This window comes from Algihabitans albus, assembly GCF_003572205.1.
Lineage (GTDB): Bacteria > Pseudomonadota > Alphaproteobacteria > Kiloniellales > DSM-21159 > Algihabitans > Algihabitans albus.
This window is the reverse complement of sequence record NZ_QXNY01000008.1, coordinates 38,108-60,007: the sequence shown is the minus strand read 5'-3', so window position 1 is coordinate 60,007 and position 21,900 is coordinate 38,108. Positions and strand designations below refer to the sequence as shown.

General features: G+C 65.8%; 25 protein-coding genes and 1 pseudogene. 8 read left to right on the top strand and 18 right to left on the bottom strand.

Annotated features, from left to right (window positions below; genetic code table 11):
- Positions 1 to 65: 65 nt before the first annotated feature.
- Positions 66 to 491: pseudogene (locus DBZ32_RS22600) on the bottom strand (EamA family transporter); the annotation flags it as partial.
- A 106-nt stretch (positions 492 to 597) separates the two neighbouring features.
- On the opposite strand from DBZ32_RS22600, the gene DBZ32_RS20220 reads away from it, so the two are divergent.
- On the top strand, positions 598 to 1,521 hold the full coding sequence (locus DBZ32_RS20220; RefSeq protein ID WP_119169078.1) for a LysR substrate-binding domain-containing protein: 924 nt from the start codon (positions 598 to 600) through the stop codon (positions 1,519 to 1,521).
- Here the strand turns inward: DBZ32_RS20220 and DBZ32_RS20215 are convergent.
- A complete protein-coding gene (locus DBZ32_RS20215; protein ID WP_162906883.1) occupies positions 1,437 to 2,429 on the bottom strand; it encodes a DMT family transporter in 993 nt (330 codons plus the stop codon). The genes DBZ32_RS20220 and DBZ32_RS20215 overlap by 85 nt on opposite strands.
- A 150-nt stretch (positions 2,430 to 2,579) precedes the next feature.
- On the opposite strand from DBZ32_RS20215, the gene DBZ32_RS20210 reads away from it, so the two are divergent.
- Positions 2,580 to 3,089 carry a MarR family winged helix-turn-helix transcriptional regulator gene (locus tag DBZ32_RS20210; protein ID WP_208539346.1) on the top strand — a complete coding sequence of 170 codons (510 nt, stop codon included), beginning with the start codon at positions 2,580 to 2,582 and terminating at the stop codon, positions 3,087 to 3,089.
- Positions 3,090 to 3,191: 102 nt separating this feature from the next.
- Positions 3,192 to 3,944 (top strand): SDR family oxidoreductase, encoded by a 753-nt coding sequence (locus tag DBZ32_RS20205; protein ID WP_119169076.1) that lies wholly within the window; start codon positions 3,192 to 3,194, stop codon positions 3,942 to 3,944.
- A gap of 24 nt (positions 3,945 to 3,968) precedes the next feature.
- Here DBZ32_RS20205 and DBZ32_RS20200 read toward each other — a convergent pair whose 3' ends face one another.
- Positions 3,969 to 4,805: a S49 family peptidase gene (locus DBZ32_RS20200; RefSeq protein WP_235830284.1), complete on the bottom strand. Its 837-nt coding sequence runs from the start codon at positions 4,803 to 4,805 to the stop codon at positions 3,969 to 3,971.
- Positions 4,806 to 5,045: 240 nt separating this feature from the next.
- On the opposite strand from DBZ32_RS20200, the gene DBZ32_RS20195 reads away from it, so the two are divergent.
- Entirely contained in the window at positions 5,046 to 5,993 is a 948-nt protein-coding gene (locus tag DBZ32_RS20195) for a phosphotransferase family protein (protein ID WP_119169074.1), read from the top strand.
- A 22-nt stretch (positions 5,994 to 6,015) separates the two neighbouring features.
- Here DBZ32_RS20195 and DBZ32_RS20190 read toward each other — a convergent pair whose 3' ends face one another.
- The 8 genes from DBZ32_RS20190 to DBZ32_RS20155 form a co-directional block, all read right to left on the bottom strand.
- On the bottom strand, positions 6,016 to 7,047 hold the full coding sequence (locus DBZ32_RS20190; protein WP_119169073.1) for a histone deacetylase family protein: 1,032 nt from the start codon (positions 7,045 to 7,047) through the stop codon (positions 6,016 to 6,018).
- A gap of 8 nt (positions 7,048 to 7,055) precedes the next feature.
- Positions 7,056 to 7,982, bottom strand: a complete 927-nt coding sequence (locus DBZ32_RS20185; protein WP_119169072.1) for a nitrilase-related carbon-nitrogen hydrolase — start codon at positions 7,980 to 7,982, stop codon at positions 7,056 to 7,058.
- 84 nt (positions 7,983 to 8,066) lie between these two features.
- Complete coding sequence (locus DBZ32_RS20180) at positions 8,067 to 9,107, bottom strand: extracellular solute-binding protein (RefSeq protein ID WP_119169071.1); 1,041 nt, start codon at positions 9,105 to 9,107, stop codon at positions 8,067 to 8,069.
- A gap of 78 nt (positions 9,108 to 9,185) precedes the next feature.
- A complete protein-coding gene (locus tag DBZ32_RS20175; protein ID WP_119169070.1) occupies positions 9,186 to 9,980 on the bottom strand; it encodes an ABC transporter permease in 795 nt (264 codons plus the stop codon).
- Between the two features lie 14 nt (positions 9,981 to 9,994).
- The gene (locus DBZ32_RS20170) at positions 9,995 to 10,954 is read right to left on the bottom strand and encodes an ABC transporter permease (RefSeq protein ID WP_119169069.1); all 960 of its coding nucleotides are present in this window, start codon (positions 10,952 to 10,954) and stop codon (positions 9,995 to 9,997) included.
- The gene (locus DBZ32_RS20165) at positions 10,954 to 12,069 is read right to left on the bottom strand and encodes an ABC transporter ATP-binding protein (RefSeq protein WP_119169068.1); all 1,116 of its coding nucleotides are present in this window, start codon (positions 12,067 to 12,069) and stop codon (positions 10,954 to 10,956) included. The genes DBZ32_RS20170 and DBZ32_RS20165 overlap by 1 nt, the downstream gene beginning before the upstream one ends.
- A 116-nt stretch (positions 12,070 to 12,185) precedes the next feature.
- Positions 12,186 to 12,944, bottom strand: coding sequence for a tRNA1(Val) (adenine(37)-N6)-methyltransferase (locus DBZ32_RS20160; protein WP_119169067.1), 759 nt, complete (start codon positions 12,942 to 12,944; stop codon positions 12,186 to 12,188).
- 2 nt (positions 12,945 to 12,946) lie between these two features.
- A complete protein-coding gene (locus tag DBZ32_RS20155) occupies positions 12,947 to 13,174 on the bottom strand; it encodes a putative signal transducing protein (RefSeq protein WP_119169066.1) in 228 nt (75 codons plus the stop codon).
- Positions 13,175 to 13,434: 260 nt separating this feature from the next.
- Here DBZ32_RS20155 and DBZ32_RS20150 point away from each other — a divergent pair, with 260 nt between their 5' ends.
- Complete coding sequence (locus DBZ32_RS20150) at positions 13,435 to 14,463, top strand: polyprenyl synthetase family protein (RefSeq protein WP_119169113.1); 1,029 nt, start codon at positions 13,435 to 13,437, stop codon at positions 14,461 to 14,463.
- A gap of 203 nt (positions 14,464 to 14,666) precedes the next feature.
- The gene (locus DBZ32_RS20145) at positions 14,667 to 15,662 is read left to right on the top strand and encodes a mechanosensitive ion channel domain-containing protein (RefSeq protein WP_208539345.1); all 996 of its coding nucleotides are present in this window, start codon (positions 14,667 to 14,669) and stop codon (positions 15,660 to 15,662) included.
- Between the two features lie 455 nt (positions 15,663 to 16,117).
- Here the strand turns inward: DBZ32_RS20145 and DBZ32_RS22215 are convergent, their stop codons facing one another.
- The 5 genes from DBZ32_RS22215 to DBZ32_RS20120 all read right to left on the bottom strand — a co-directional run bounded on the left by DBZ32_RS22215 (position 16,118) and on the right by DBZ32_RS20120 (position 17,959).
- Positions 16,118 to 16,336 carry a hypothetical protein gene (locus DBZ32_RS22215; protein WP_162906882.1) on the bottom strand — a complete coding sequence of 73 codons (219 nt, stop codon included), beginning with the start codon at positions 16,334 to 16,336 and terminating at the stop codon, positions 16,118 to 16,120.
- Positions 16,333 to 16,512 carry a hypothetical protein gene (locus DBZ32_RS20135; RefSeq protein WP_119169063.1) on the bottom strand — a complete coding sequence of 60 codons (180 nt, stop codon included), beginning with the start codon at positions 16,510 to 16,512 and terminating at the stop codon, positions 16,333 to 16,335. Before DBZ32_RS20135 ends, DBZ32_RS22215 begins: the two co-directional genes overlap by 4 nt.
- 113 nt (positions 16,513 to 16,625) lie before the next feature.
- A complete protein-coding gene (locus tag DBZ32_RS20130) occupies positions 16,626 to 17,015 on the bottom strand; it encodes a D-Ala-D-Ala carboxypeptidase family metallohydrolase (RefSeq protein ID WP_119169062.1) in 390 nt (129 codons plus the stop codon).
- A gap of 158 nt (positions 17,016 to 17,173) precedes the next feature.
- The gene (locus tag DBZ32_RS20125; protein WP_268877963.1) at positions 17,174 to 17,623 is read right to left on the bottom strand and encodes a hyaluronate lyase N-terminal domain-containing protein; all 450 of its coding nucleotides are present in this window, start codon (positions 17,621 to 17,623) and stop codon (positions 17,174 to 17,176) included.
- A gap of 27 nt (positions 17,624 to 17,650) precedes the next feature.
- The gene (locus tag DBZ32_RS20120; protein ID WP_119169060.1) at positions 17,651 to 17,959 is read right to left on the bottom strand and encodes a hypothetical protein; all 309 of its coding nucleotides are present in this window, start codon (positions 17,957 to 17,959) and stop codon (positions 17,651 to 17,653) included.
- Positions 17,960 to 18,075: 116 nt separating this feature from the next.
- Between DBZ32_RS20120 and DBZ32_RS20115 the strand changes: the two genes are divergently transcribed.
- Both DBZ32_RS20115 and DBZ32_RS22210 read left to right on the top strand, forming a co-directional pair.
- Positions 18,076 to 19,026: a class I SAM-dependent methyltransferase gene (locus tag DBZ32_RS20115; RefSeq protein ID WP_208539344.1), complete on the top strand. Its 951-nt coding sequence runs from the start codon at positions 18,076 to 18,078 to the stop codon at positions 19,024 to 19,026.
- Between the two features lie 595 nt (positions 19,027 to 19,621).
- Positions 19,622 to 20,092, top strand: a complete 471-nt coding sequence (locus DBZ32_RS22210) for a class I SAM-dependent methyltransferase (RefSeq protein ID WP_162906879.1) — start codon at positions 19,622 to 19,624, stop codon at positions 20,090 to 20,092.
- A 104-nt stretch (positions 20,093 to 20,196) separates the two neighbouring features.
- Here DBZ32_RS22210 and DBZ32_RS20105 read toward each other — a convergent pair whose 3' ends face one another.
- Entirely contained in the window at positions 20,197 to 20,595 is a 399-nt protein-coding gene (locus DBZ32_RS20105; protein ID WP_119169057.1) for a hypothetical protein, read from the bottom strand.
- A 7-nt stretch (positions 20,596 to 20,602) separates the two neighbouring features.
- On the bottom strand, positions 20,603 to 21,826 hold the full coding sequence (locus DBZ32_RS20100) for a glycine-rich domain-containing protein (protein ID WP_119169056.1): 1,224 nt from the start codon (positions 21,824 to 21,826) through the stop codon (positions 20,603 to 20,605).
- Between the last annotated feature and the right edge of the window lie 74 nt (positions 21,827 to 21,900).

Sequence of the window (21,900 nt, the reverse complement as noted above, 5' to 3'; positions counted from 1 at the left end):
GCGGCGAAGAGCGGGAGGATCATCGCCCAGGAGAAGACCTCCGTGCCCGGACGTAGGATCACCAGGACGCCGAGAAACCCGAGACCGAGAGCCAGCTTCAGTCCCGGCCCGGGCGGCTCGCCGATCGCAAGCGCCGACAGCAGCGCGACGAGCAGCGGCGCCGTGTAGAGCGCGCTGGCGGCGAGAGACAGGGGCAGCAGCGGCAAGGCGATGTAGAAGGCAATCCACATGGCGACCAGCAGCAGGCTGCGGAGCAGGATCCAGCCAAGCGCGCCGCGTTCGACAGCCGGCCCCCGCCCACGCACGGCGATCAGGGCCGCCAGAAGCGGCAGAGCCAAAAGCGAACGCAGCAGGAAAATCTGCCAGAGGGTGAAGTCTGTGCTGAGGTCCCTGACGAGGGCATCCCCCAGCGACATCAGAAATACGGACGTGACGATCAGCAGGATTCCCAGCCCCACCTGCTCGGGGCGATCTCTCGTTACTCGGCTCATGCTGGCAGTTCCGTCCGCTCGATCGTGGATGAATTTCGATCAAGCCTGACGCCGGGCAGCTAAGGTTCTCAAACGACTTTTGCGTTCAATTCCATTACACTGAGTTATGAATCGCTTTCGGAAGAGCCTGCCGCCGCTGGCCAGCCTTCTGCCTTTCGAGGCGGCCGCCCGGCTTGAGAGCTTCACCCAGGCGGCCGAGGAACTGCATCTGACCCAGGCGGCGGTCAGCCGGCAAATCCGGTCCCTGGAGGAGGATCTGGGCGTACGGCTGTTCGAGCGGCGGCATCGGGCCGTCTTCCTGACCGAAGCGGGTCGCGACTTCGCCCTCAGCGTGGCGGCCAGTCTGGAGACGCTGGCGGCCCGTGCGACGGAACTGCGCGGCACGCAGCGAAGCGGCGAGGTCGTGCTCTTCGCGGAACTCTGCTCGGCCTACTACTGGGTGATGCCCCGGCTCTCCGGCTTTCATCAGCGCAATCCGCGCATCGAGATCCGGGTCTCCGCCTCGACCCGGCCGGTCGCCCAAACGCCGGAGCCTTTCGATGTCGCCCTGCAGACGTCGGACCGCCCGAGCGGTCCCTACCCCCTGGCCTTCACGGCATCGGACGAGGTCTTTCCCATCTGCAGCCCTGCCTACCTCGCCGGGCGTGAGACGCCCTTGCCGCTGCCGCTCCCCTTGTCCGATCTGCCGAACCACCGCCTGCTGCATCATCGGGTCGAGCCGCAGGACTGGCTGGAGTGGGACGACTGGCTGGACCGGCTCGGCAGCCCGCTGCGGGTCGGCCATCGGGGTACGGCCTTCGACAGCTACCCGGTGCTGATCCAGGCGGCCGTCGAAGGCCACGGCATCGCGCTCGGCTGGCGGCGGGTGATGGAACGGCTGCTGCAGTCCGGCAAACTGCTGCGCCCCTTTCACGAGAGCGTGGCCCTGCCCCGGGGCCTCTCGATCTATCGGCGGGAGCGGGGACGAGTCCGTCCGGAGGCGGCGGCCCTGCTGTCGTGGCTGGAGGACGAGCTGACCTCCGACGGCTGAACAGATCGGCCGGCCGGCGACGACCGGCGTGCCGCCACCTGAAAGAGCACGGCGCCGCCGACGATCAGCAGGAGGGCGACCGCGAAGCCTTCGGGCAGGGTCTCGCCCAGGAACAGGACCGCCACGGGCGTGCCGACCGCCGCCGCGACGGACCCGATCTGGCTGAGGTAGACCGGACCGGCCGTCTGCTGGAGCCGGAAGTAGGCGACGAACTGCAACGCGAAGGCAGCGGTGTTCAGACCGGTCAAAGCGAGCAGAAAACCCTGGTCCCAGAGCCGGGCGGCCCCGGCGATCCCCTCGCTGGCGGCCGCGAACGGCACGGTCAGGATCGCAGCCAGCAGCAGCATCAGGGCCGCCAGCAGCAGGGGCGGCGCGCCCTCCGGCCAGAAACGGGTGCGGAAGAGGTTGCCGCAGGCGAGAACCAAGGGAATGGCCGAGGCGACCAGGACCCAGACGACAGCCTCCTCGTCCGCCGAGAGGCCGCTGAGTTTCGAGATCGCCAGCAGAAGTCCGCCGGCCAGGGCGACGGTCACGCCCAGAGCCCGCAAGGGCGCGAAGCGCTCCATGCCCACCGCGAGCGCCAGGACATACGTGACCAGGAGTGGAAAGGCGAAGGCGAGCGAGACGTAGCCGGCACCCACATGAGCGACCGACAAATAGGCCATGGCGCTTGGCAGCGCCTGGAAGGCTCCAGCCCCGAGACCGTAGAGCAGCAGGCGGCGCCAGTTGCCTTTCGCTTGACCGGAGAGCAGTGCGACGCCCATGAGGGCCAGACCCGCACCGCTCATGACCAGGGTCAGGAACCAGAGCATCGGCGCGCCGGCGTCGGCGGCGAGCCGCGACAGAATGATCGTCACCGCCAGCAAGCACCCGGTGACCAGCAGCAGTGCCGGAGCTTGCAGACCCACAGCGAAGGCTCCCTGCGGATCGGCTGTCTGGGGTTCCGGTCTCGGTTGAGGCTTCGACTGGGGCATTGGTGCCGCTTTTCGGTAAGATGGTCTGTCGATGACAAGTATCTTTGCATTAACTATCTTAATATCAAGATATATGGAGGCAAGGTGACCCGAGAAAACGACTGCGATCGGGCCGCGCGGGCCGTCGCCCAATGGCGTCGGGAGTTTCCGGACTGGGACCTTCGCCCGATGGAGGTCTTGGGCCGCCTGAGCGAGACCGCCGCCGTGATCGAGCGCAATCACCTCGCGCCCCTCTTCGCGGCCTTCGGCCTGCAGCCGGGCGAATTCGACGTGCTCGCCAGCCTGCGGCGCTCGGGGGCGCCCTACGAGATGACGCCGACGCAGCTCTTCGAGATCACCATGCTCTCGTCGGGCGGGATGACGGCGCGGATCGACCGGCTGGAGCGCATGGGCTTCGTTGCGCGCCGCCACAATCCGGAGGATCGGCGCGGCATCCTGGTGAGCCTGACCCCGACCGGCCGCGATCTGATCGAGCGCGCGGTGCCGGAACACCTGGCCAATCAGACACGGCTGACGGCCGTTCTGACGGCGGAGGAGTTGTGCGACCTTTCCGCACTGCTGAAAAAACTGCTGCGGCACGCCCAGGCCGAGTGACGCGGCCGAGCCCCGGCGGTACGCCCCGCACAAGAAGCGGATGGAGCACGCGCGACGGCCACCCTACCCCTCAGCTCTTCACGGACCTTTGGGGATAGCCGAATGCAGCTCAACGGAAAGACAGCGATCGTAACGGGCGCCAGCAGCGGGATCGGGGCCGCCGCCGCGCGCCTCTTCGCGGCGGAGGGCGCGGCGCTCATCCTCGGCGCAAGACGGGAGGCGCATCTCGAACGGCTGGCCGGGGAGATCGTCGAGGACGGCGGGCAGGCGGCTTGGCTGGCCGGCGACCTCTGCGATGAAGACCACGCCGAAGCCCTGGTGCAGCTGGCGGTCTCCACCTTCGGCGGCCTGGACGCCGCCTTCAACAATGCGGGCATCCTCGGCGAGCTGAGCCCGCTCCCCGAAATGAAGAGCGAGACCTGGCATCGGGTGGTCGCGACCAACCTGACCAGCGCCTTCTACGCGGCCAAACACCAGATCCCCGCGATGAAGGCGGCGGGCGGCGGCGCGATCCTCTTCACCTCCTCCTTCGTCGGCTCCGGCATCGGCCTGCCCGGGATGGGCGCCTACGCGGCCAGCAAGGCCGGCCTGGTCGGGCTGACCCAGGTGCTCGCGGCGGAACACGGGCCGGAGGGCATCCGGGTCAACAGCTTGCTGCCAGGCGGGACGAAGACGCCCATGGCCGGAGACGATCCGGATTTTCATGAGTTCGTGGAAGGTCTTCACGCGCTCAAGCGCATGGCCGAACCAGAGGAAATCGCGCGGGCGGCGCTCTTCCTGCTCTCCGACAGCGCGTCTTTCGTGACCGGCAGCGCTATGCTGGCCGACGGCGGCTGTTCGATCGCCAAGACCTAGGGCAAGGGGCGCGGGCCGAAAGGCCTAAAGCCCGAAGCGGCTCCAGAGGGCGCGGTCCTCGACGGCGGCCAGGGCGCCGTCGGCCAGGTCCTGCGGCCGCCAATCGGCCAAGCCGAGAGCCGGTCCGCCGCCCACCGCACCCGTCGAGTGCGACAGGCCGAACCTGCGGCGCAGCCAGCTTTTTTCACCGTCGACGCGGCGGAGCTGCACCCGCTCGCCGTAGCGCTCGCGCAGGATGCCGCGCAGGTCGCCCAGGCCGTCGATCAGACCGACCTCCTGCGCCGCGCGCCCGGCATAGATCTCTCCGGAGAAGAGCTCCTCCTCCTTGCCCTTCAGACGGTCTCCGCGGCGGGCGCGCACATAGGACTTGAAGGACTCGTGGATGTCGCCCTGCAGCCGCTTGAGACGATCCACGTCCTTCTTGCGGGCCGGCTGGAAGGGATCGAGCAGCGACTTGTTCTCGCCTGCGGTGTAGAGCCGGCGCTCGACGCCGACCTTCTTGATCGCCTCCTGAAAGCCGAAGGCGGAGGCGATCACGCCGATGGAGCCGACCAGCGAACTTTCCTGGGCATAGATCTCGTCGGCGGCGCAAGCCAGCCAGTAGCCGCCCGAGGCCGCCACGTCCTCGCAAAAGGCGTAGACCTTGACGTCCTTCTCCTCGGCCAGGTCGCGGATGCGCTTGGCGATCAGGGCCGACTGGGCCGCCGCCCCGCCCGGCGAGTTGATCGCCAGCGCCACGGCCTTGAGCCGTGGCTGCTTGAAGGCCCGGTTGATCGGCCCGGCCAGCTCGGCCAGGCTGAGCCCACGGCGCAGCGCCGAACCGACGCCGATCGTGCCCGACAAACGGATGACAGCAACCACCGGCGGTGGGTTCCGGTAATTCTCGTGCGGGATCCAACGGAAAAGCTTGGCGATGTCCATAGATCTCTAAATGACAGAGCTGGCCGGAAAATCCAGAGGAAATGCGGTCGCGGCCGCGGGAGGCGCGGTAAAGACGGCGATATCACCGGCTCTGTAGAAGGAAACCCGCCATCACAACCACACGCCTACATATAAACCGAAGTCGCCTTGGCCGCAGTCCCGGCCGGGATCTCGGATAGGATGGTCCAACCGCCAGCCTTCGCGTCCATGCAGGACTACGTCGCACGCCTCGGCGACGGAGGCTTCTGGGCGCCCTACCTCGCAGAGATCGTGGCACGTCATGGCTTGGCCGGCGGCGCGGGACCGCCGGTTGCCGGGGTCAACGCGACCTACCCGACCTTCCTCTGCAGCAATCCGAGCGGCGACCTGGCGGTGAAACTGTTCGGCTACTTCCACCCTTGGCGCCGGAGTCACGCAGCGGAGCGAGCAGCCTATGCCCTGCTCGCGAGCGACCCGGAGATCGCAGCGCCCCGGCTGCTGGGCGAGGGGCGCTTGTTCGACGGCTCCGACGCACCCTGGTCCTATCTGATCACCAGCCGCATGGCTGGCGCCGCCGCCTGGCGGGCCGAGCTGTCGGCGGAAGAGCGTCTGTCGCTGGCCGCCGAGCTGGGACGGCAGGTCAAGCGGCTGCACGCCCTGCCGACGACGGGCCTCGCCAGTCGGAAGCACTGGCCGATAGCAGACCTGAAGACGGCTCTGGCGAAAAGCTCGCTGCCGCCGCACCTGATCGCGCAGGCCGAGACCTACCTCGCCCGGCTCGGTCCCTTCGACCGCGTCTTCACCCACGGGGACATTACCGCCAACCATGTCTTCGTGGCAGAGCGCCGCTTGGCCGGGATCATAGACTGGGGCGATGCCCTGGCGGCCGATCGCCACAGCGAGCTGATCCAGCCCTATCGCGACCTCTTCGGCTGCGACAAGGCGTTGCTCCAGACTTTCCTGGAGGCCAGCGACTGGCCCGTCGGCAGAGACTTCGACCGGAAGACGCTCGGTCTGGCGCTGATCCGTCAGGCCATCGGAGCCACACAGCACCGCTCGATGGACGTCTTCGAACCCATCGCGGAGCGCTTCCCGCTCCAGGACATCGCCACGCTCGACGAGTTGGCGCGCGAACTCTTCGCGCTTTGAGGCCCGTCGTTCGTCCCGCTCTCTAAATCTGTTCCTCGAACCCCGTCAGGACGTTGACGGCGTTCACACCGATCTGCTCGACGGCGTAGCCGCCCTCCATGACGAAGAGCGTGGGCAGGCCGAGATCGGCGATGGTCCGGCCGATCTGCAGGTAGTCGTCGCCCTCCAGGGTAAAATGGCTGATGGGGTCGTCCTTATAGGTATCGACGCCGAGAGAGATCACCAGCGCCTCCGCGCCGAAGGCGCCGATCCGCCGGCAGGCTTCCTCCAGGGCGCCCGACCAGCGCTCGAAGCCGGTGCCCCACTCCAGCGGGAAGTTGGCGTTGGCGCCCTCTCCCGGGCCTTCCCCGGTTTCGTCCTCGTAGCCCAGGAAGAAGGGGAACTCCTGCTTCGGGTGACCGTGCAGCGAGGCGAAGAAGACGTCGGGCCGGTCGTAGAAGATCGATTGAGTGCCGTTGCCGTGATGATAGTCCACGTCCAGGATCGCGACCTTCGCCGCGCCCTGATCGCGCAACCACTGGGCCGCCACGGCGGCATTGTTCAGGAAGCAGTAGCCGCCGTAATAGTCGGCCGCCGCGTGATGCCCCGGCGGGCGGCAGAGCGCGAAGACACCGCGCGCGCCTTCCTTCACCCGCGCCGCGCCGGTCAGCGCCACGTTAGCCGAGGCGCGGGCGGCCCGCCAGGTGCCGGACATGATCGGCGTGCCGGCATCGAAGGAGAAGTAGCTGAGCTTGCCGTCGATGCTTTCCGGCTCGCGCGCCCGCATGCCGCGGACCTGCCAGTTGAGCGGCAGGGCGTCGTGCTCCCGCCCGCTCTTCACCCAGTCGCCCCAGGCCGCCGCCAGGAAAGACAGGTAGCGCGCGTCGTGCACCGCCTCCAGCGGCTCCAGGCCGAAGTCCTGGGGCTCCAGAATGTCGCCCAGCCCGACGGCGCGCACCCGCTCCAGCACCATCTCGGCCCGGCGCGGCATCTCGAAGGGCGGCAGAAGCTGGCCGTCGATCAGTTCGGCCTTGCCGTCCTGGTAGCGGTGGTCCTCGCTATAGATCGTCAGCATCGTCTCTTTCAGTTCAGGTTTAGAGTGACATGCTCGGCGCTCCAGGCGCCGGGCCAGACTTCGGCGCCGCCGGCACGCAGGCGATGGATTTCGCCGAAGGGGATGTCGCGGGCGATCAGCAGCGGTCCCTCGTCCTCGGCGGAGTCCGCCGCCGGAATCTCGTCGTGCAGGCCGACGAAACCGAGGCTTTCCTCGCAAGGCAGAAAAACGCTGCAGCCGGACGTATTGGTCTCGCGCGGCTTGTTGGTCGAGGCTGCGCCGATCACCCCGACGGCGGCGACGGCGGCCTGAAGTTCCACGGCCCGCGCCTTGGCGCAGCCGAAGACGCGGGCGTAGCCGGAGAGCTTCGCCGTCATGGAGGGCACCAGGATCAGGTCGGGGCGCTCCGGCGCCAGCAGCGCGGCCAGGGCCGGCAGTTCGATATCGAGACAGATCAGCGTCGCCAGCTTCAGTCCCTTCCAGGTGACAACCTGCAGGCACTCGCCCGGCCGGAGGTTCCAAGCCTCGGGATCCTTCTCGCCCGGCGTGAGACAGAGCTTGTCCTGCCGCACCACCCGGCCGTCGGGCAGCAAGAGATGCGCCCGGTTGACGTAGGCCGAACCCATGGCAGGCGCGGGCTCCAGCTTCACCGGCAGGGTGCCCGCGAGCAAGGCCATGCCATGCCTGGCGGGCAAGGGCGCGATGGCCTCCAGCGCCGCCTCGGCCTGCGCGGCCATCCAGGGAATTTCCTCGGTCGCCCCGATCCCTTCGGGCGCGAAGGAGAGCCACTGTTCCGACATGTACTCGGGAAGGACCAGCAGTTCCGCGCCGCCCGCCTTGGCCCGCAGCATCTGCGCCTCGACCGCCGCCGCCCAGGCGCCGATGCCGTTCAGGGGCCTGGTCAGGTTCACCGCCCAGAGCGCGATCGTCAGCTTGTCCGGCGCGTTCTCGCTCACAAACTGTCCTTTCCCGCAAAAGGAAAAAGGTGGCCGGACGCCGTCATGGACGCCCGGCCACGGAGACTCAACTGAGACGACGTCCTACGACTTCAAGCGCGTCCAGACCCGGTTGCGCAGCTCGCGCGCCGGGACCGGGCAGTCGATGCTCGGACGCAGCCGCTCGGCGAACTCCGCCGGCATGTTGACCGCCGGATTGGCCTTGAGCGCCTCGTCGAGATAGTCGGACGAGCCGTCGATAGCGTTCATATAGCCGGTGAAGTTGGAGGCGACGGCCGCGTTCTCCGGCGCCAGCATCCAGTCGATGAAGGTCCTCGCGTTCTCGGCGTTGGGGGCATCCGCCGGGATCATGAAGTTGTCGGTCCAGAAGGTGATGCCCTCGACCGGATAGATATAGACGGCGGACGGCAGATCGGTAGAGGTCCGGTGGGAAGCGCCGTTCCACTGGTGATGCATGATCACCTCGCCGGAAATCATCCGGTCGATGGTGCCGTCCGACTGGTACATCTTCACGTGGGGCTTCTGGGCCTCCAGCAGCTCGAGGATCGCCTGGGCCTCCTCCGGCGCCTCGGTGCACTTGTTGAAGCCCAGGTAGTAGGCGGCGGCGTTGTAGACCTCGACCTCGTCGTTCAGCATGGCGATCTGGCCCTGCAGTTCGGGACGGGGCTCGAAAACCTCCTTCCAGCTTTCCTCCAGGTCGCCATCGATCCGCTCCGAGTCGTAGGTGACACCGGTGGTGCCCCACATGTAGGGCGCGGAGTAAAGCCGCTCGGGATCGAAGAAGGGCGCGTCATGCGGCGCCACGATCTTCGCGCCGTTGGACATCTCGAGCGCATCGATCCGCTGCGCCAAGCCTTCCTCGATCAGAATGGCGACCATGTAGCCGGACGGCACGATGACGTCGTAGCCACCGGCCCCGGCCTGCAGCTTGGCCAGCATGGTCTCGTTGGAATCGTAAACGTCGAGTGTGACGGCGATGCCCGTCTCCTCCTCGAACTTGGTCAGCAGCTCGGGCGGAAAGTAGTTGGACCAGTTGTAGAGGAACAGCTCGCCCCCGGCCTTGGCGGCGTTGGCGCCGGCAAGCAGGGCAACCGCCGAGGCGGCTGCGATCAGATGTCGTTTCATAGCTTTTTCCCACTCCCTGTTATCGATTTGCATCCCAACCAGCGCCGGCAAGATGGTTGCGCCGGCAGCGTCAAGGCGTCAACGGCGCAACCTTCCGACCAGGAAAGAGAGCGTGACGAAGACGATGGAGACCACCAACATCAGGGCGGAGATGGCATTGACCTCGGGCGTGATGCCGATCCGGATCATGCCGAAGATGTAGACCGGCAACGTGGTCGCGCCGGGCCCCGCCACGAAATAGGTGATGGTGAAGGTATCGAGGGAGATGATGAAGGAGAGCATGGCGCCCGACAGGATACCCGGCCAGAGCAGCGGCAGGGTGACGCGCCGGAAGGCCTGGATCTCGTTGGCATAGAGATCGGCCGCCGCCTCCGGCAGCGCGGGGTCCAGGCCCTGGAGGCGCGCGCGGATCGGCAGGTAGGCGAAGGGAATGCAGAAGACGGTGTGGGCGATGATCACCGTCGTCAGGCCGAGCTGGATACCGAGCGCGACGAAGAACAGCAGCGTCGCGACGGCCGTCACGATCTCGGGAATGATCAGGGGAAAGGCGATCACCGCGTTGACGCCGTCCTCGCCGCGGAAGCGGTGACGCGCCATGGCCAGGGCGGCCAACAGTGCGACCGACGTGGCGATCAGGGTCGCCGTCGTCGCCACGATCAACGAGTTTCCGGCCGCCGACAGAATATCGTCGTTGCGCAGCACGACGCCGTACCAGTCGAGCGAGAAGCCCGTCCAGATGGTCGCCTGGCGGTTCTCGTTGAAGGAAAAGGCGATCAGCACGAAGATCGGCAGGTAGAGATAGGCGAAGAAGAACGCGGCCCCCGGCGCGATGCCGGGGAATCTCCAGAGCGGGTTCTTGCTGCGTCTCGACATCGCCCGGCGCCCCTCTACCCGCGTCCCGGCGGGCGGCGGAAACGCATCAGGTAGAGCGTCATCGCCAGCAGCACGATGGAGAGCAGCGCGAAGGCCAGGGCCGCGCCCAGGGGCCAGTTGCGCGCCGCCCCGAACTGGCTCTGAATCAGGTTGCCGATCATCATCGACTTGGAGCCGCCGAGCAGCTCGGGCGTGATGAAGGCGCCCAGCGAGGGAACGAAGACCAGAATACAGCCCGCCGCGATGCCCGGCAGGGCCAAGGGCACGATCACCCGCTGGAAGGCGCGGCGCTTGTTGGCGCCCAGGTCGAAGGCCGCCTCGACCAACCGCAGATCGAGCTTTTCCAGGCTGGCGTAGATCGGCAGCACCATGAAGGGCAGGAAGGAATAGACCAGCCCCAGCGTGATGGCGACGTTGGTGTAGAGCAAGGTGATGGGCTGATCGATCAGGCCCAATCCCATCAGGCTCTCGTTGACCAGACCGTTGCTGCGCAGCAGCAGGATCCAGGCGTAGTTGCGGACCAGCAGGTTGGTCCAGAAGGGGATGGTCACCAGGAAGATCAGCAGGTTGCGATACTTCGCCGGCTGCAACGCCATGTAGAAGGCGGCCGGAAACCCGATCGCCAGGCAAGCCAGAGTGGTGACGGAGGAGAGGATGAAGGAGCGGGCGAAGATCTGCAGGTAGTCGGGGTTGATCGCCAGATCGCCCAGCAGGTTCTCTTCGAAGAGGAAGGCCACATAGGCATCCACGGTATGGACGCCCCACTGCACGCCGCCGTTGACGCCGCGCTCGAGCATCGAGACATAGGCCATCAGCCCGATCGGCAGCAGCATGAAGACGCCGATGATCAGCAGCGCCGGTCCGATCAAGGCGATCAGACGCGCCCTGCGGCTGCGGCGCAGCAGATCGGCGAGCGCAGTCAGGGGAGAGAGGGAGGGCGAGTCACTGAGGGAGTCCGTCGGAGGCACGGCCATCAGTCGACCAGCACCTGAACCGCATCGGCACCGACCCGAACGCCGACCCGCGCGCCGGCCGCGAAGTCGGCCTGGGCCCCCTGGCGGTTCTGCACGCGCACCTGAAAGGGGCCTGGAATGCCGTCGATTTCCAGGACGTAGAGCGTGTCGGTCCCGAAGTAGACCACCTGCGTCACGCTGCCGGTCAGATGGCCATCGCCGGCCACATCGCCAGCCGGGCCGTCCCCGCCGGCAAGCAAGTCGACACGCTCCGGCCTCAAAGCCAGGGTCACCTCGGCACCTTCGGTATGATCGTGGGGATCGCGGCCGGACAGCAGAGCACCGCCGGGGACCCTGTAGCGCGCGCCGCGCAGTGCGACTTCGGCCGGCAGGAAGTTGGTCTCGCCGATGAAGTCTGCAACGAAGCGGTTGATCGGGCGTTCGTAGATCTCGTCCGGGCCACCGGTCTGCTGCACCGTACCGTCGGACATTACCGCGACACGGTCCGACATGGTCAGCGCCTCTTCCTGATCGTGGGTGACGAAGACGAAGGTGATGCCGGTTTCGCGCTGCAGACGTTTCAGCTCGACCTGCATCTCCTTGCGCAGCTTGAAATCCAGCGCCGAAAGCGGTTCGTCGAGCAACAGCACGCGCGGGGCGTTGGCCAGCGCCCGGGCCAGGGCGACACGCTGCTGCTGGCCGCCGGAGAGCTGGCCGGGGCGGCGGTCGCCCAGCCGCTCCATCTTCACCAGATCCAGCATCTCGGCGACGCGGCCGCCGATGCGCGCCGGCTCCCAGCCCTGCATCTCGAGGCCGAAGGCGACATTCTGCGCCACCGTCATGTTGGGAAAGAGCGCGTAGGACTGGAACACGGTGTTGACCGGGCGCTTGAAAGGCGGCCGGCCGGCGATGTCCTCGCCGTCCAAAAAGATCTCACCCTGGCTCGGCTGTTCGAACCCCGCGATGAGACGGAGCAGCGTGGTCTTGCCGCAGCCCGAGGGGCCCAGCAGGGTGAAGAACTCGTTGCGTGCGATCGTCAGGGAGACCCGGTCGAGCGCACGCACCTGATCGGTGCCGCTACCGAAGACCTTCGTAAGGTCGCGCACGTCGATCGCTGCGACCGCTCCGTCGCGCATGCCCAGCCGTTACCCCCTGTCACTTCGTATAATTGCGAGCGAGTATTTCAGGGAATCCGGCGGACGGGCAAAGAGTTTTTGCGGCGCGGCATCCGTCCGATTCCGGCCGCCGGCTGTCACTCGTCCAGGGAGAGTTGCGCCCGTCCACGCAGGACAGCCTCCGCTTCCGCGGTGAATTGGCCTGCAGACGCGTGCAGCGACAGTCCCGGCAGCAGCGTGGTTCCGGCACGGCTGCCCCGTGTTGCCTGGACGAGGATGCGCTTTGCTGGCTTGCCGGTCTGCGGCCAGAGCGGCAGCACGCGAAGGTCGCCGGCCGCCCCCTCCAGAGCGGCCAAAATGAAGCTCAACCGCTCGGCCCGGTGGATCAGCGTCAGAGTGCCGCCTTGCCTCAGCCGCCGGAGACCGAGTTCGAGCCACAGGGTCAGCGGTGCGCTGGCTTCCCGATTCGCAAGATCCTTGCTGGCCAGAGGCGACGCCTCGGCCGCGGAGAGCTGAAACGGAGGATTGAGCAACACCCGGTCGTAACCGCTGCCCAAGGTCCTCGGCGGCGCGGCGACGTCGCCCTCCAGGACGGTCAGGCCCGCCGCAGGCGGCGCGGCACCTTCGGCAGACCGCCCGTTTGCCTCCGCGTTATGCCGGGCCAGCGCGGCCAGCCCCGGCTGCAGTTCCAGCCCGGTCACGGACAGATTGGGGAGACGCACCAGCAGACAGAGCGCTGCGGCGCCGGCGCCGCAGCCCAACTCCAGGACCCGTTCGCCGGGCCGGGCCGGAACGGCGGCGGCCAGCAGGACCGGGTCGATCGCGGCGCGATAGCCCGCCAGCGGCTGGCGCAGAGAGACCCGGCCGTCCAGGAGTCGGTCGTCGCTGGTCGTCATGGTTACCAACCCTCGCCCGACCAGACCTCCTCCCCAGCCTGCTCCAGCAGACGCCGCGCAGCACCGTAATCCTCCTCCACCACCACCAGACGGCGCGGGATGGCGATGGCCGAGCCCTCCAGCACGCTGGCGTGACTGTCCAGCACCAGCGGCTCGATCCCGGCATCGCGCAACAGCGCCTGCAGCCAGGACAGCTTCACCAGGTCGTTGGTCCGCAACAGTTCGCGCATAACCTCGATCTCCCGACCGAACTCTCAGATCCGCCAGAAATGCGGCCGGTTTTCCCCAACGCTTGACCGCCCGCCGCTTGTTCCTATGCTGCCGTTGCAAGGGAGGGCTGGGGAGTCGGTCTGTTGTCGGCAGGCCGCGCAACCCCACATTGGTCACAGTAGCACGCGCTTTGCGCCGGCTCCTACCGAGCAGGAACCGGGCAAGGGCGGTCAGCTAGAGATAAGAAAGCGAAGTATTGGCCTTGCGCCCCGTCGCCGAAATGCAAGCCGACCGCCGGGACCAGTCCCGAACGGACGGCAAACCGCCGCTGGCGGGCAGTCTGGAGCCGCTGCAGGGTCTGGTCGCGGACGACCTGACGCGGGTCAATAGGATCATTCTGGACAAAATGCAGTCGCCGGTGGCGCTGATCCCGCAATTGGCCGGACACATCGTCGCGGCCGGGGGCAAGCGCCTGCGCCCCATGCTGACACTGGCCGCGGCCCGGCTTTGCGGCGCGCGGGGCGAACGGCACTATGCGCTCGCCGCCTGCGTGGAGTTCATTCACACGGCGACCCTGCTGCACGACGACGTGGTCGACGACAGCCACCTGCGCCGCGGCCTGGAGACGGCCAACGCCGTCTGGGGCAACAAGGCCAGCGTGCTGGTCGGCGATTTCCTCTTTTCCCGAGCCTTTCAGTTGATGGTCGCAGACGGCTCGCTGGCCGTCCTCAAGCTGCTGTCGGATGCCTCCGCCACCATTGCCGAGGGCGAGGTGCACCAGTTGATGACCGCCAACGACACGGCGACCGACGAACAGGCCTATCTGGAGGTGATCGAGGCGAAGACTGCCGCGCTCTTCTCCGCCGCCTGCGAGATCGGCGCGGTGGTGGCCGACCGGCCGGACAGCGAGCAACTGGCGCTGCGCAGCTTCGGCCTCAACTTCGGCAACGCCTTCCAACTGGTCGACGACATCCTGGATTACTCGGCCGAACAACTGGCGCTCGGCAAGTCGATCGGGGATGATTTTCGCGAAGGCAAGATCACCTTGCCACTTGTTCTAGCCTTCGCGCGTGGCAGCGAAGACGAGAAGAGCTTCTGGCGGCGCTGCGTCGAAGATCTGGAACAGCGAGACGGCGACCTGGAGCAGGCCCTCGCCCTGATGCAGCGGCACGGCGCGCTGGAGGACTCGAAGCAGCGGGCCCGCGACTATGCGGAGCGCGCGCGCCTGGACCTTGGGATCTTTCCGGACAACGCCGCCAAGCAGGCACTGCTCCAGGCCATCGACTTCTGCGTCGAGCGCCTCTACTAGATCGCATGCCGGTGCCGCGAACGGGACGTTTCGATGCGGCAGGCGCGCCTCGCCCGTCTCATCGTATTGAAGATCGCGGACTGTCCGAGGTTCGCCGAAGGCCCCCGGGCTTCGCGAGACCGAACAGCGCCGCTGCGACCGCCGGCCCTTCCGGACAGCCCACCCACCCATCATGGCGACAGCGACACGCGCAGGACAGCGCGGTGCCGGGAACACAGCCGCCGGCCGGCATCTCCCTCGACGACGACGACGCAACCGACGTCGCGATCGAACGTCGGATCCGCACGATTCTCGGTAAGATCGAAGACTTCTCGCAGGTCGCCGTCGAGGTGAACGCGGGCGTGGTCACGCTGACGGGCCGGGTTCTCGAAGCCGGCGATGTCGAAGACTTGGCAGCCTTGGTCGCCCGGGTCCAGGGCATGGTCACGATTGAAAATGCCGTGGCGGAAACGACCGACTTGTCGGACCGCCTCAACCCGGCCTGGGAGCGTTTCCTGTCCCGGCTCGATCAAGTGATCGCCTATCTTCCCCTGCTGCTCGTCGCCTTCGCCGTCTTTCTGGTTATCGCGGCCTGCGGTTTCATTCTGGCGACCAGCCGGCAACCTTTCGAACGCTTGGCTCCGAATCGCTTTATCGCCGATATCTATCGGCAGATCGTCCGAATCGCCTTCATTCTGGCCGGACTGGTGGTCGCTCTCGATATCCTCGGCGCTGTCGCCCTGATCGGGACGCTGCTGGGGGCGGCCGGCCTTGTCGGTCTGGCCATCGGATTCGCCGTTCGCGACACCGTCGAGAACTTCATGGCGAGCATCATACTGAGCGTGCGACAGCCGTTCAGGCCGAACGATTTCGTGGAGATCGACGGCGAGCAAGGCAACGTCATACGCCTGACGTCGCGTGCCACCATCCTGCTGTCATCCGACGGCAACCACATCCGCATCCCGAACGCGACCGTCTTCAAAAGCCGCATCCTCAACTTCAGCCCCAATCCCGAACGCCGCTTCGAGTTCGACTTGGGCGTCGATGCCGACGCCGATCTGGCTACGGCGCAAGCGGTCGGGGACTCCAACGTTGTCGTTCGTCTGATCGGATGGATCGACCAGCGCAAGACGGATTTCCTGGTCGCCCGCGGAGAAGCCATCCGTGTCACGAAAGAGGCGCTGGAGAGCGAGGGGTTCGGTCTGCCGGAACCGATCTAACGGCTGCGGTTCGATGGCGCAGGCGTACCGATCACACCGGAGCCCGCGCCATCCCCATATCCTCGGCCAGTCCCCGCCAAGCAGGACCCAAAGGTCGTCTCGGCCGACAAGGACGTCTCGATCGAAGAGAGGGTGAAAGAGGAGCGCAGACGCGAAGACACGGAGGATCTGCTATCCCCCTTGGCCCCAGAGGAGTAGGCGCGCGCTTAAGGTCGAGTTGGTCGACCTTCTCAAGCCTTGCGCCGACCGCCGCCTGCCCATCGGTTGAGCCGGGTAGCAAGGACGCCGATCACCTTGGGGGGCTTAACGAGCGTGCGGACACTGGCTAGCTTGAGCTGAGCAGACAGAGCCCCTCGTAGGCTATCAAGTTGTCCTCCCAGGCCCTGATCTCTCCGGCCGTCATGACCTGCAAGGCTGAAGCCGGAAGAGTATAAGGTTCGTAGACCTGGCAGAAGCTAGGGTCGGTCGTCCCGAGTCCAGGTGTCGCGCACCCGCTGGCGGACAACAGGATCCCGGCGAGCACGGCGAAGTTCCTCAAGGGCTGCACGGCTATCCTCCAGTCCCTTGGCGATCGCCTTCGCCTCACCGACCTCGAGCAACTGACGGTCCCGCAGCGTTGCGACGAGACCGTCTGTCAGAGACAGGAGCAACCGTAGGACCGTAAGCCAGGTCACGCCGGCTCCGGATCGTTCGGCACGATCCAGACCCCCAGGGCGGTCAGGATCGGGACCGCCGTATTGACGATCTCCTCGGCTTCCCAAGAGACGGAAAAGCCGAGGAACTGGTCGACCGCGATCAGCAGGGCGCCGATCAGCGCGACGATGAGCTTGCGGTAGTTGGCGAAGTTCATGACGTGAGTTCCTTTTCTTGGTCAAGGACGGCACGGCGGTGAAGGCGAAAGGGGTGCCGGGAGCTGCCGCGCGAGAGCCCCCAGTCGTGAGAAAGCGCAAGCTTGGCGCGCGCTCAGTAGCTCCAGACCGCTGGAGCGGGTCCATCGGGCCAGGTGTCCAGGTGAATGAAGCGGCTGCCGCGTGCGCCTTTCTGAGCCACCCCGATGCGCTCGAAGCCGATGCCGGCCGCAAAGGCCAGCACAAGGTACGCGAGCTGTCCGTTGCAGCGCAGATCGACCGCATACCCGTAGGCGTGAGCTCCAGGGCTGACTTTGCGCCCCTCGACGGGGTGACTTGGATCGCGATAGCCGGACGACACGACGAGGGGCTGCCCGAGTTGGCTGCGAAGAGCTTGCAGCTTGTCGAGCAGCTCCGACTGCATCTCACACCGACCCGTGTGAGAGCAGACGAACTCGCTTTCGGTGAAGTTTGGATAACGCGACCAGTCAGTCACAAGCGCCATGACCGTCTCCCGCCGGGTTCTATTGGCTGATAAGTAGGGAAAGAACTTCCAGCATCGATTTAGCGCCCGTCCTGCGCGATCGATCCGATGTCCGCCGGGCCTCGGCCAGCAAGGGAGCCACTTGAGATCAAGTCGGCTCCCCTACTGGACTGAGGCGACTAGGGCTGTCGGTTCAGAAGCTGAAAGAAGCCGTCGATTTGCGTCGCTTGAAACACCTGACCGGCCTGCAGATCACCCGCCACCGTGTCAACGAGCGCGATGCCCACGACCTTGCGTATCGGAAGAGCCCCCTGACCGTTCACGTTCAAAGTGGCCGGGCCCATGCTGTCTCTCAGCGGCTTGAAGGTGACGGTCACACCGTCTCTGTAGGCGACCAAGGGCGGATCGAGGTCGAGACTGTAGTCATCGCCGACAGGAATCGCTACTCCGTATGAGAAGGTTTGCGCCTGCACATCACGATAGGAGGCATGAGGAATACCGCCAGCCTGGACACCATCGCCGACGACCAGTCGACTATTTGTCTGGTCGTAGGCGGGCTCGGCTTCCGCCGGCGTGGTCGCGGCCAGATCCACCGCGGACTCGCGACGCAATTGCAATGGCGTAGACATGTGCGAATTCTCCTTCAAGGTTCTGGTTTACTGGTCTGTTGGCGGTTGCAAGCCGCCGCTATCCCGGCCGCGTCGGGCCGCGCCTTCAAGCTCTAGTACTCGGATCCGTTCCTCAATTCGGGCGATCCCCTCGATCTCCCTGCTGAGGCCCTCAACCTTCTCGGTGATGGAGCCGACCCACTGGCCTACGACGAAGAGGTTGGTGACCATCGCGACCACCAAGGGAGCGCAGACGGCGGCGGCGACCTTGCCGGCGAAGCGCCAACCGTTGCCGCCGCTGGTTTCCGCGTACTGGTGGCCCTGCTCGTCATGCACGGCAGAGGGCTCCTGGCGCATTGCGCTTCCTTCTTACGATGGGGTGGGTTCGGGGAGGGACCGCGCCAGACTCCGGCGGCGGTGGCCACGAAAAAGGCCGCCCCGAAGGACGGCCTCCGCTTCTCGTCGGCGAACTCATGGTCTATCGTCTGCCCATGAGAGAAATCTGCATCTGTCCGGCTTGTACAAACCCGCTGTCGCGCGTGGTCGCCGAGGCGACCGCCGAGGCGCGCGAGCGCTTTATCGCGTTCAGCGGCAAGAAGTACCGCGGCCTCATGGACCCCTGGCTGGACCAGTTTGCACTTCGCGTGCGCCAGTGCGGCGGCTGCGGCCACGCCTGGTACGCGCAACAGCCGAGCCACGATCAGTTGATGGCGATGTACGACGCTTCGCAGCCACTGCGACCTGGCGAGGCGAAGCACGAGCCGTCGCCCAGCATGCGTCGAGAGATGGCCCGGTTACGCCGCCTGAGTCCGGCACAAACACCGACGCTGCTGGACTATGGCGCCGGGAGCGGTCGCTGGGCCGCCGCCGCTGTCGAGACCGGCTTCCGGGTGACCGCCTTCGAGCCCAGCCGAACACGAACGCAAGAGCGGCACGGCATCATCGTGATACACGAGCTTGACGATCTCGCCGGCCCGTTCGATGTCGTCAACCTCGAACAGGTCCTCGAGCATCTGCCCGACCCGGCAAGCGTCCTGAGTGACATTCGCGGCCTCTGCCGCGACCGGACCGTCGTGCGCATCACCGTTCCCAACCTGCGGCGCGCGCCCGAGGGCACGGATCTCTGGCGTGTCTGGCCGTTCGATGGTAGCCGGCCACACACACTGGCGCCGTTCGAGCACCTCCACGGCTTTACGCCGGAGTCCCTGTCGATCCTCATAGGACGCGCAGGCTTTCGCCCCCTCCCGGACTGGCGATGCGCGCGCGGCTTCACACTACATACGGCGAGACAAGCCTTGGGCCGGGCGCTGCCGCAGGTGCGCTCGACGAAGCTGCTCGTACAGCCGTTTGAACAGGCATCTCACGGAGCACCAAACAACGCGGCACCGACCCGCGAAAGAACCGAGTCTCTCTCACAGCATTGAGCGCGGTGGTGATGCCCCGGTGCTCAAGCCGACCCGAAGGGGCTGGCTTCGCTGAGTCGTCCAGGCCGAAGGGACTCTGATGGCTTACGCCTCCTTGTTGCGACGGGAAGAGTTTCGGGTGAAACCGCGCCAACCTCCGCCGGTAGTGACTACAAAAAGCCGGCCAGCCTGTTGAACCAGCCTGCTTGCGGCTAAAAAGACCACCACAAGGGAGGCTAGGCCTTTTAGATCTAGGCGTATGATGTAATTCCCATATATCAGTGAATTTTTATTCTAGCTTCTAGACAGGCCAATGCACCTGCGAACGACCATGCGCATGCTCACTGCGGAACGACTGCGTCTCCAGCTCAGCCATCCTCCGATCTGCGCGGCCTGTCCCATCTGCCGGCGAACGACGTGGCACCTGCGCACCGATGAAAGTCCACGCATCGGAATACGGTGCCTTGGCTGCCGGAGCACCGCCCACCATCGCGGGATCTACTCTCTGATTCGCCAGTACTTTGGTGATGATCTGTTCGGCCTCAAGAGCGGCACTGCCTACGAAGTCTCCCATCACGGCGCGCTGTTCTGTCAGCTCCGCAAGGATGCGGGCCGCGTGGGCTTTCGTTTGATCAGCTCCGAACTGGCCATCGGTGCACCTGGCGAGACCGCCAACGGTGTACGCTGCGAGAACCTGGAGAGCCTGACCTTCTCCGATCAGGAGTTCGACCTGATCACTTCGACCGGCGTCATGGAACACGTCGAGGACGATCAGACCGCCTTTAGAGAAACTTTCCGCACCCTCAAACCCTGCGGGCGCGACGTTTTCACCGTGCCTTTTTCATATGACGGGCAAGAGACTAAGCTTCGCGCAAGGCGTGAGCCGGACGGATCTATCCATGATGTTCTGCTGCCCGAGTATCACGGCGATCCTTTCGCTGGAGACGGTGGCGTCTTCACGTGGCGCAACTACGGGTCGGACCTACTCGACCTTCTCGGCCAGATCGGTTTTCGGGCTTCACCAAAGCACGTGGCACTGCCGAAGCTGCCGGAGCCGATGTCGGTGTTTGTGGCCCAGAGGGCTTAGATCTCTGCGTCTAGGTTAACGCTCAAGATCAGCGTTTAGTCGCCGGCTCAGGCTCGTCAAAGCCCGGCCGGCGGCGCTGGCTGTTTTCTAAGACTGCTTGCTGGCTACTCGATCTGTTCCGCCGAAATGAAGAGATTGTCGAGATCGGTGTCGCTCTGGCCTAGTTTGGGCGCCAACTGAGCGATAAGCTGAGAGTCGCGCTCGAAAACGGTCAGATGTTCCCACCGATCGCGGGCATCCTGCGGAACTTCTGGGTCGTCAAGCAGAGCGATCACCTGGTCGTAAAGGCCAGCCGCCTTAAGCGCGGCGATACCTTGGTATCGCGTAACAGTCGCGGGAACCGGGGCCGGTGGGTCTGTGTACTTGACGACCTTCTCACCGTCCCAGGTATCTGCCGTCGTTGTGTCGTCGGGCACCTCCACCCAGAGAAGCGGCTTGGCAACTGGAAAGGGTTCGGCCGACACCTGAGCGATGCGGCCGGTCGGTTCGATTAGTGCTTTCATGATGCCCTCACTCGTACTCGTAGACCACGACGCGACCGACGGCTCCCGCGCCACCATTGCCGCCAGACGTGAGACCGCTGGCGCCTCCGCCTCCGGGCGCAGTGCCGCTATTTCCAGTTGCTGCGACGCCAGTGAAGTTTCTGCGTCCGCCTTGACCACCGCCCATTGCTGCGTTGCCGCCGATACCCATTGAATTTGATCCGGAGCCGTTCATGCCCTCACCGCCGGGCCTGTTGTCGTCGCCAGCAATGCCGCTCCCCCCGTTACCGGGGGCCGCACCGTCGGCGCCAGTGTACAGGCCGCCGCTGCCGCCCGTGGCGCTGCAAAGCGTGCCAAAGGAGCTTGTCCCGCCAGCGCCGCCGCCGCTCGACCCAGCCGACCCAGCGGAGCCGGCGGCCCCTATAGTGACGGTTTCGCTCGCGCTGATTGAGTCGGCAGCTATCAACCTTTCCGCACAACCGCCACCGCCACCTGAGCCCGATGAGCCAGCGACGCCGTAGCCACCTGCACCGCCCCCGCCCCCACCCCACACGCGAATGCGCGCCGTTCTTAGCCAAGATGGCTTGTTGTAAGTGCCGACACTCGTAAAAGTCACTATTCGCCGTAACCGGCCCGCCTCGGCACTCATCGCACCCAAGTAGCCCCACTGCGCTGGGCTGATCGTGGTCGAGCCGATAGAAAGAAGCTGCGTGGCCTCGGCCGATGTCAGGTCGGCTAAGGGCGCAACGAGATAGGCCGCCGTATTGGGAATCTTGTTTTCGAGCGCGTCTCCAGCCGCATTCCATCCGATGAGCGTGTCTGGCACCGCTCCCGGAAGCCTCGCCGAAACGCCGTCGCTCGCCACCGGCAAGGTCACCGTACGAGCGTCGCTCTCCTTGTTCTGCTGCGCCAGCATGGTCAGCTTGTCAAAGGCTCTCTCGATCGTTTCCGCGAAGAAGGCGCCTTGGTTCTCCAAATCGACCTCCTGGGTTGCCGGCACGTCTCGGGTGATGACGAGCCGGACACCGCTCGGGAGAGGGGCGACCAGGATCACATCGCCGCCCTCCGGCCGATCTACGCCGGTCACGCTGTAGTCGACGCCGAGAGTTAAGGCCGTTTCCCGGCCAGCCTGGTCGAGCTGCGTCACCAGCAGATCGGCGTCCTGCTGAATACGGAACTCATACGTAAAAGTGTCGGTCGCACCATTGCCCACGTAAGGGCCCGAGCGCGCCGTTTCCGTCGGAACGGTCATAGCGATTCTGTCTCCTTTTCATGGAATATGAGAGTGGCTTGCGATACAGTCTCGGCAGAAACGCTGCAGCACGG

Coding starts and splice junctions, on each gene's coding strand:
- DBZ32_RS20220 (WP_119169078.1), top strand. CDS start 598: ATGAATCGCTTTCGGAAGAGCCTGCCGCCGCTGGCCAGCCTTCTGCCT.
- DBZ32_RS20205 (WP_119169076.1), top strand. CDS start 3,192: ATGCAGCTCAACGGAAAGACAGCGATCGTAACGGGCGCCAGCAGCGGG.
- DBZ32_RS20195 (WP_119169074.1), top strand. CDS start 5,046: ATGGTCCAACCGCCAGCCTTCGCGTCCATGCAGGACTACGTCGCACGC.
- DBZ32_RS20190 (WP_119169073.1), bottom strand. CDS start 7,047: ATGCTGACGATCTATAGCGAGGACCACCGCTACCAGGACGGCAAGGCC.
- DBZ32_RS20180 (WP_119169071.1), bottom strand. CDS start 9,107: ATGAAACGACATCTGATCGCAGCCGCCTCGGCGGTTGCCCTGCTTGCC.
- DBZ32_RS20175 (WP_119169070.1), bottom strand. CDS start 9,980: ATGTCGAGACGCAGCAAGAACCCGCTCTGGAGATTCCCCGGCATCGCG.
- DBZ32_RS20170 (WP_119169069.1), bottom strand. CDS start 10,954: ATGGCCGTGCCTCCGACGGACTCCCTCAGTGACTCGCCCTCCCTCTCT.
- DBZ32_RS20165 (WP_119169068.1), bottom strand. CDS start 12,069: ATGCGCGACGGAGCGGTCGCAGCGATCGACGTGCGCGACCTTACGAAG.
- DBZ32_RS20160 (WP_119169067.1), bottom strand. CDS start 12,944: ATGACGACCAGCGACGACCGACTCCTGGACGGCCGGGTCTCTCTGCGC.
- DBZ32_RS20155 (WP_119169066.1), bottom strand. CDS start 13,174: ATGCGCGAACTGTTGCGGACCAACGACCTGGTGAAGCTGTCCTGGCTG.
- DBZ32_RS20150 (WP_119169113.1), top strand. CDS start 13,435: ATGCAAGCCGACCGCCGGGACCAGTCCCGAACGGACGGCAAACCGCCG.
- DBZ32_RS20135 (WP_119169063.1), bottom strand. CDS start 16,512: ATGAACTTCGCCAACTACCGCAAGCTCATCGTCGCGCTGATCGGCGCC.
- DBZ32_RS20130 (WP_119169062.1), bottom strand. CDS start 17,015: ATGGCGCTTGTGACTGACTGGTCGCGTTATCCAAACTTCACCGAAAGC.
- DBZ32_RS20125 (WP_268877963.1), bottom strand. CDS start 17,623: ATGTCTACGCCATTGCAATTGCGTCGCGAGTCCGCGGTGGATCTGGCC.
- DBZ32_RS20120 (WP_119169060.1), bottom strand. CDS start 17,959: ATGCGCCAGGAGCCCTCTGCCGTGCATGACGAGCAGGGCCACCAGTAC.
- DBZ32_RS20115 (WP_208539344.1), top strand. CDS start 18,076: ATGGTCTATCGTCTGCCCATGAGAGAAATCTGCATCTGTCCGGCTTGT.
- DBZ32_RS20105 (WP_119169057.1), bottom strand. CDS start 20,595: ATGAAAGCACTAATCGAACCGACCGGCCGCATCGCTCAGGTGTCGGCC.
- DBZ32_RS20100 (WP_119169056.1), bottom strand. CDS start 21,826: ATGACCGTTCCGACGGAAACGGCGCGCTCGGGCCCTTACGTGGGCAAT.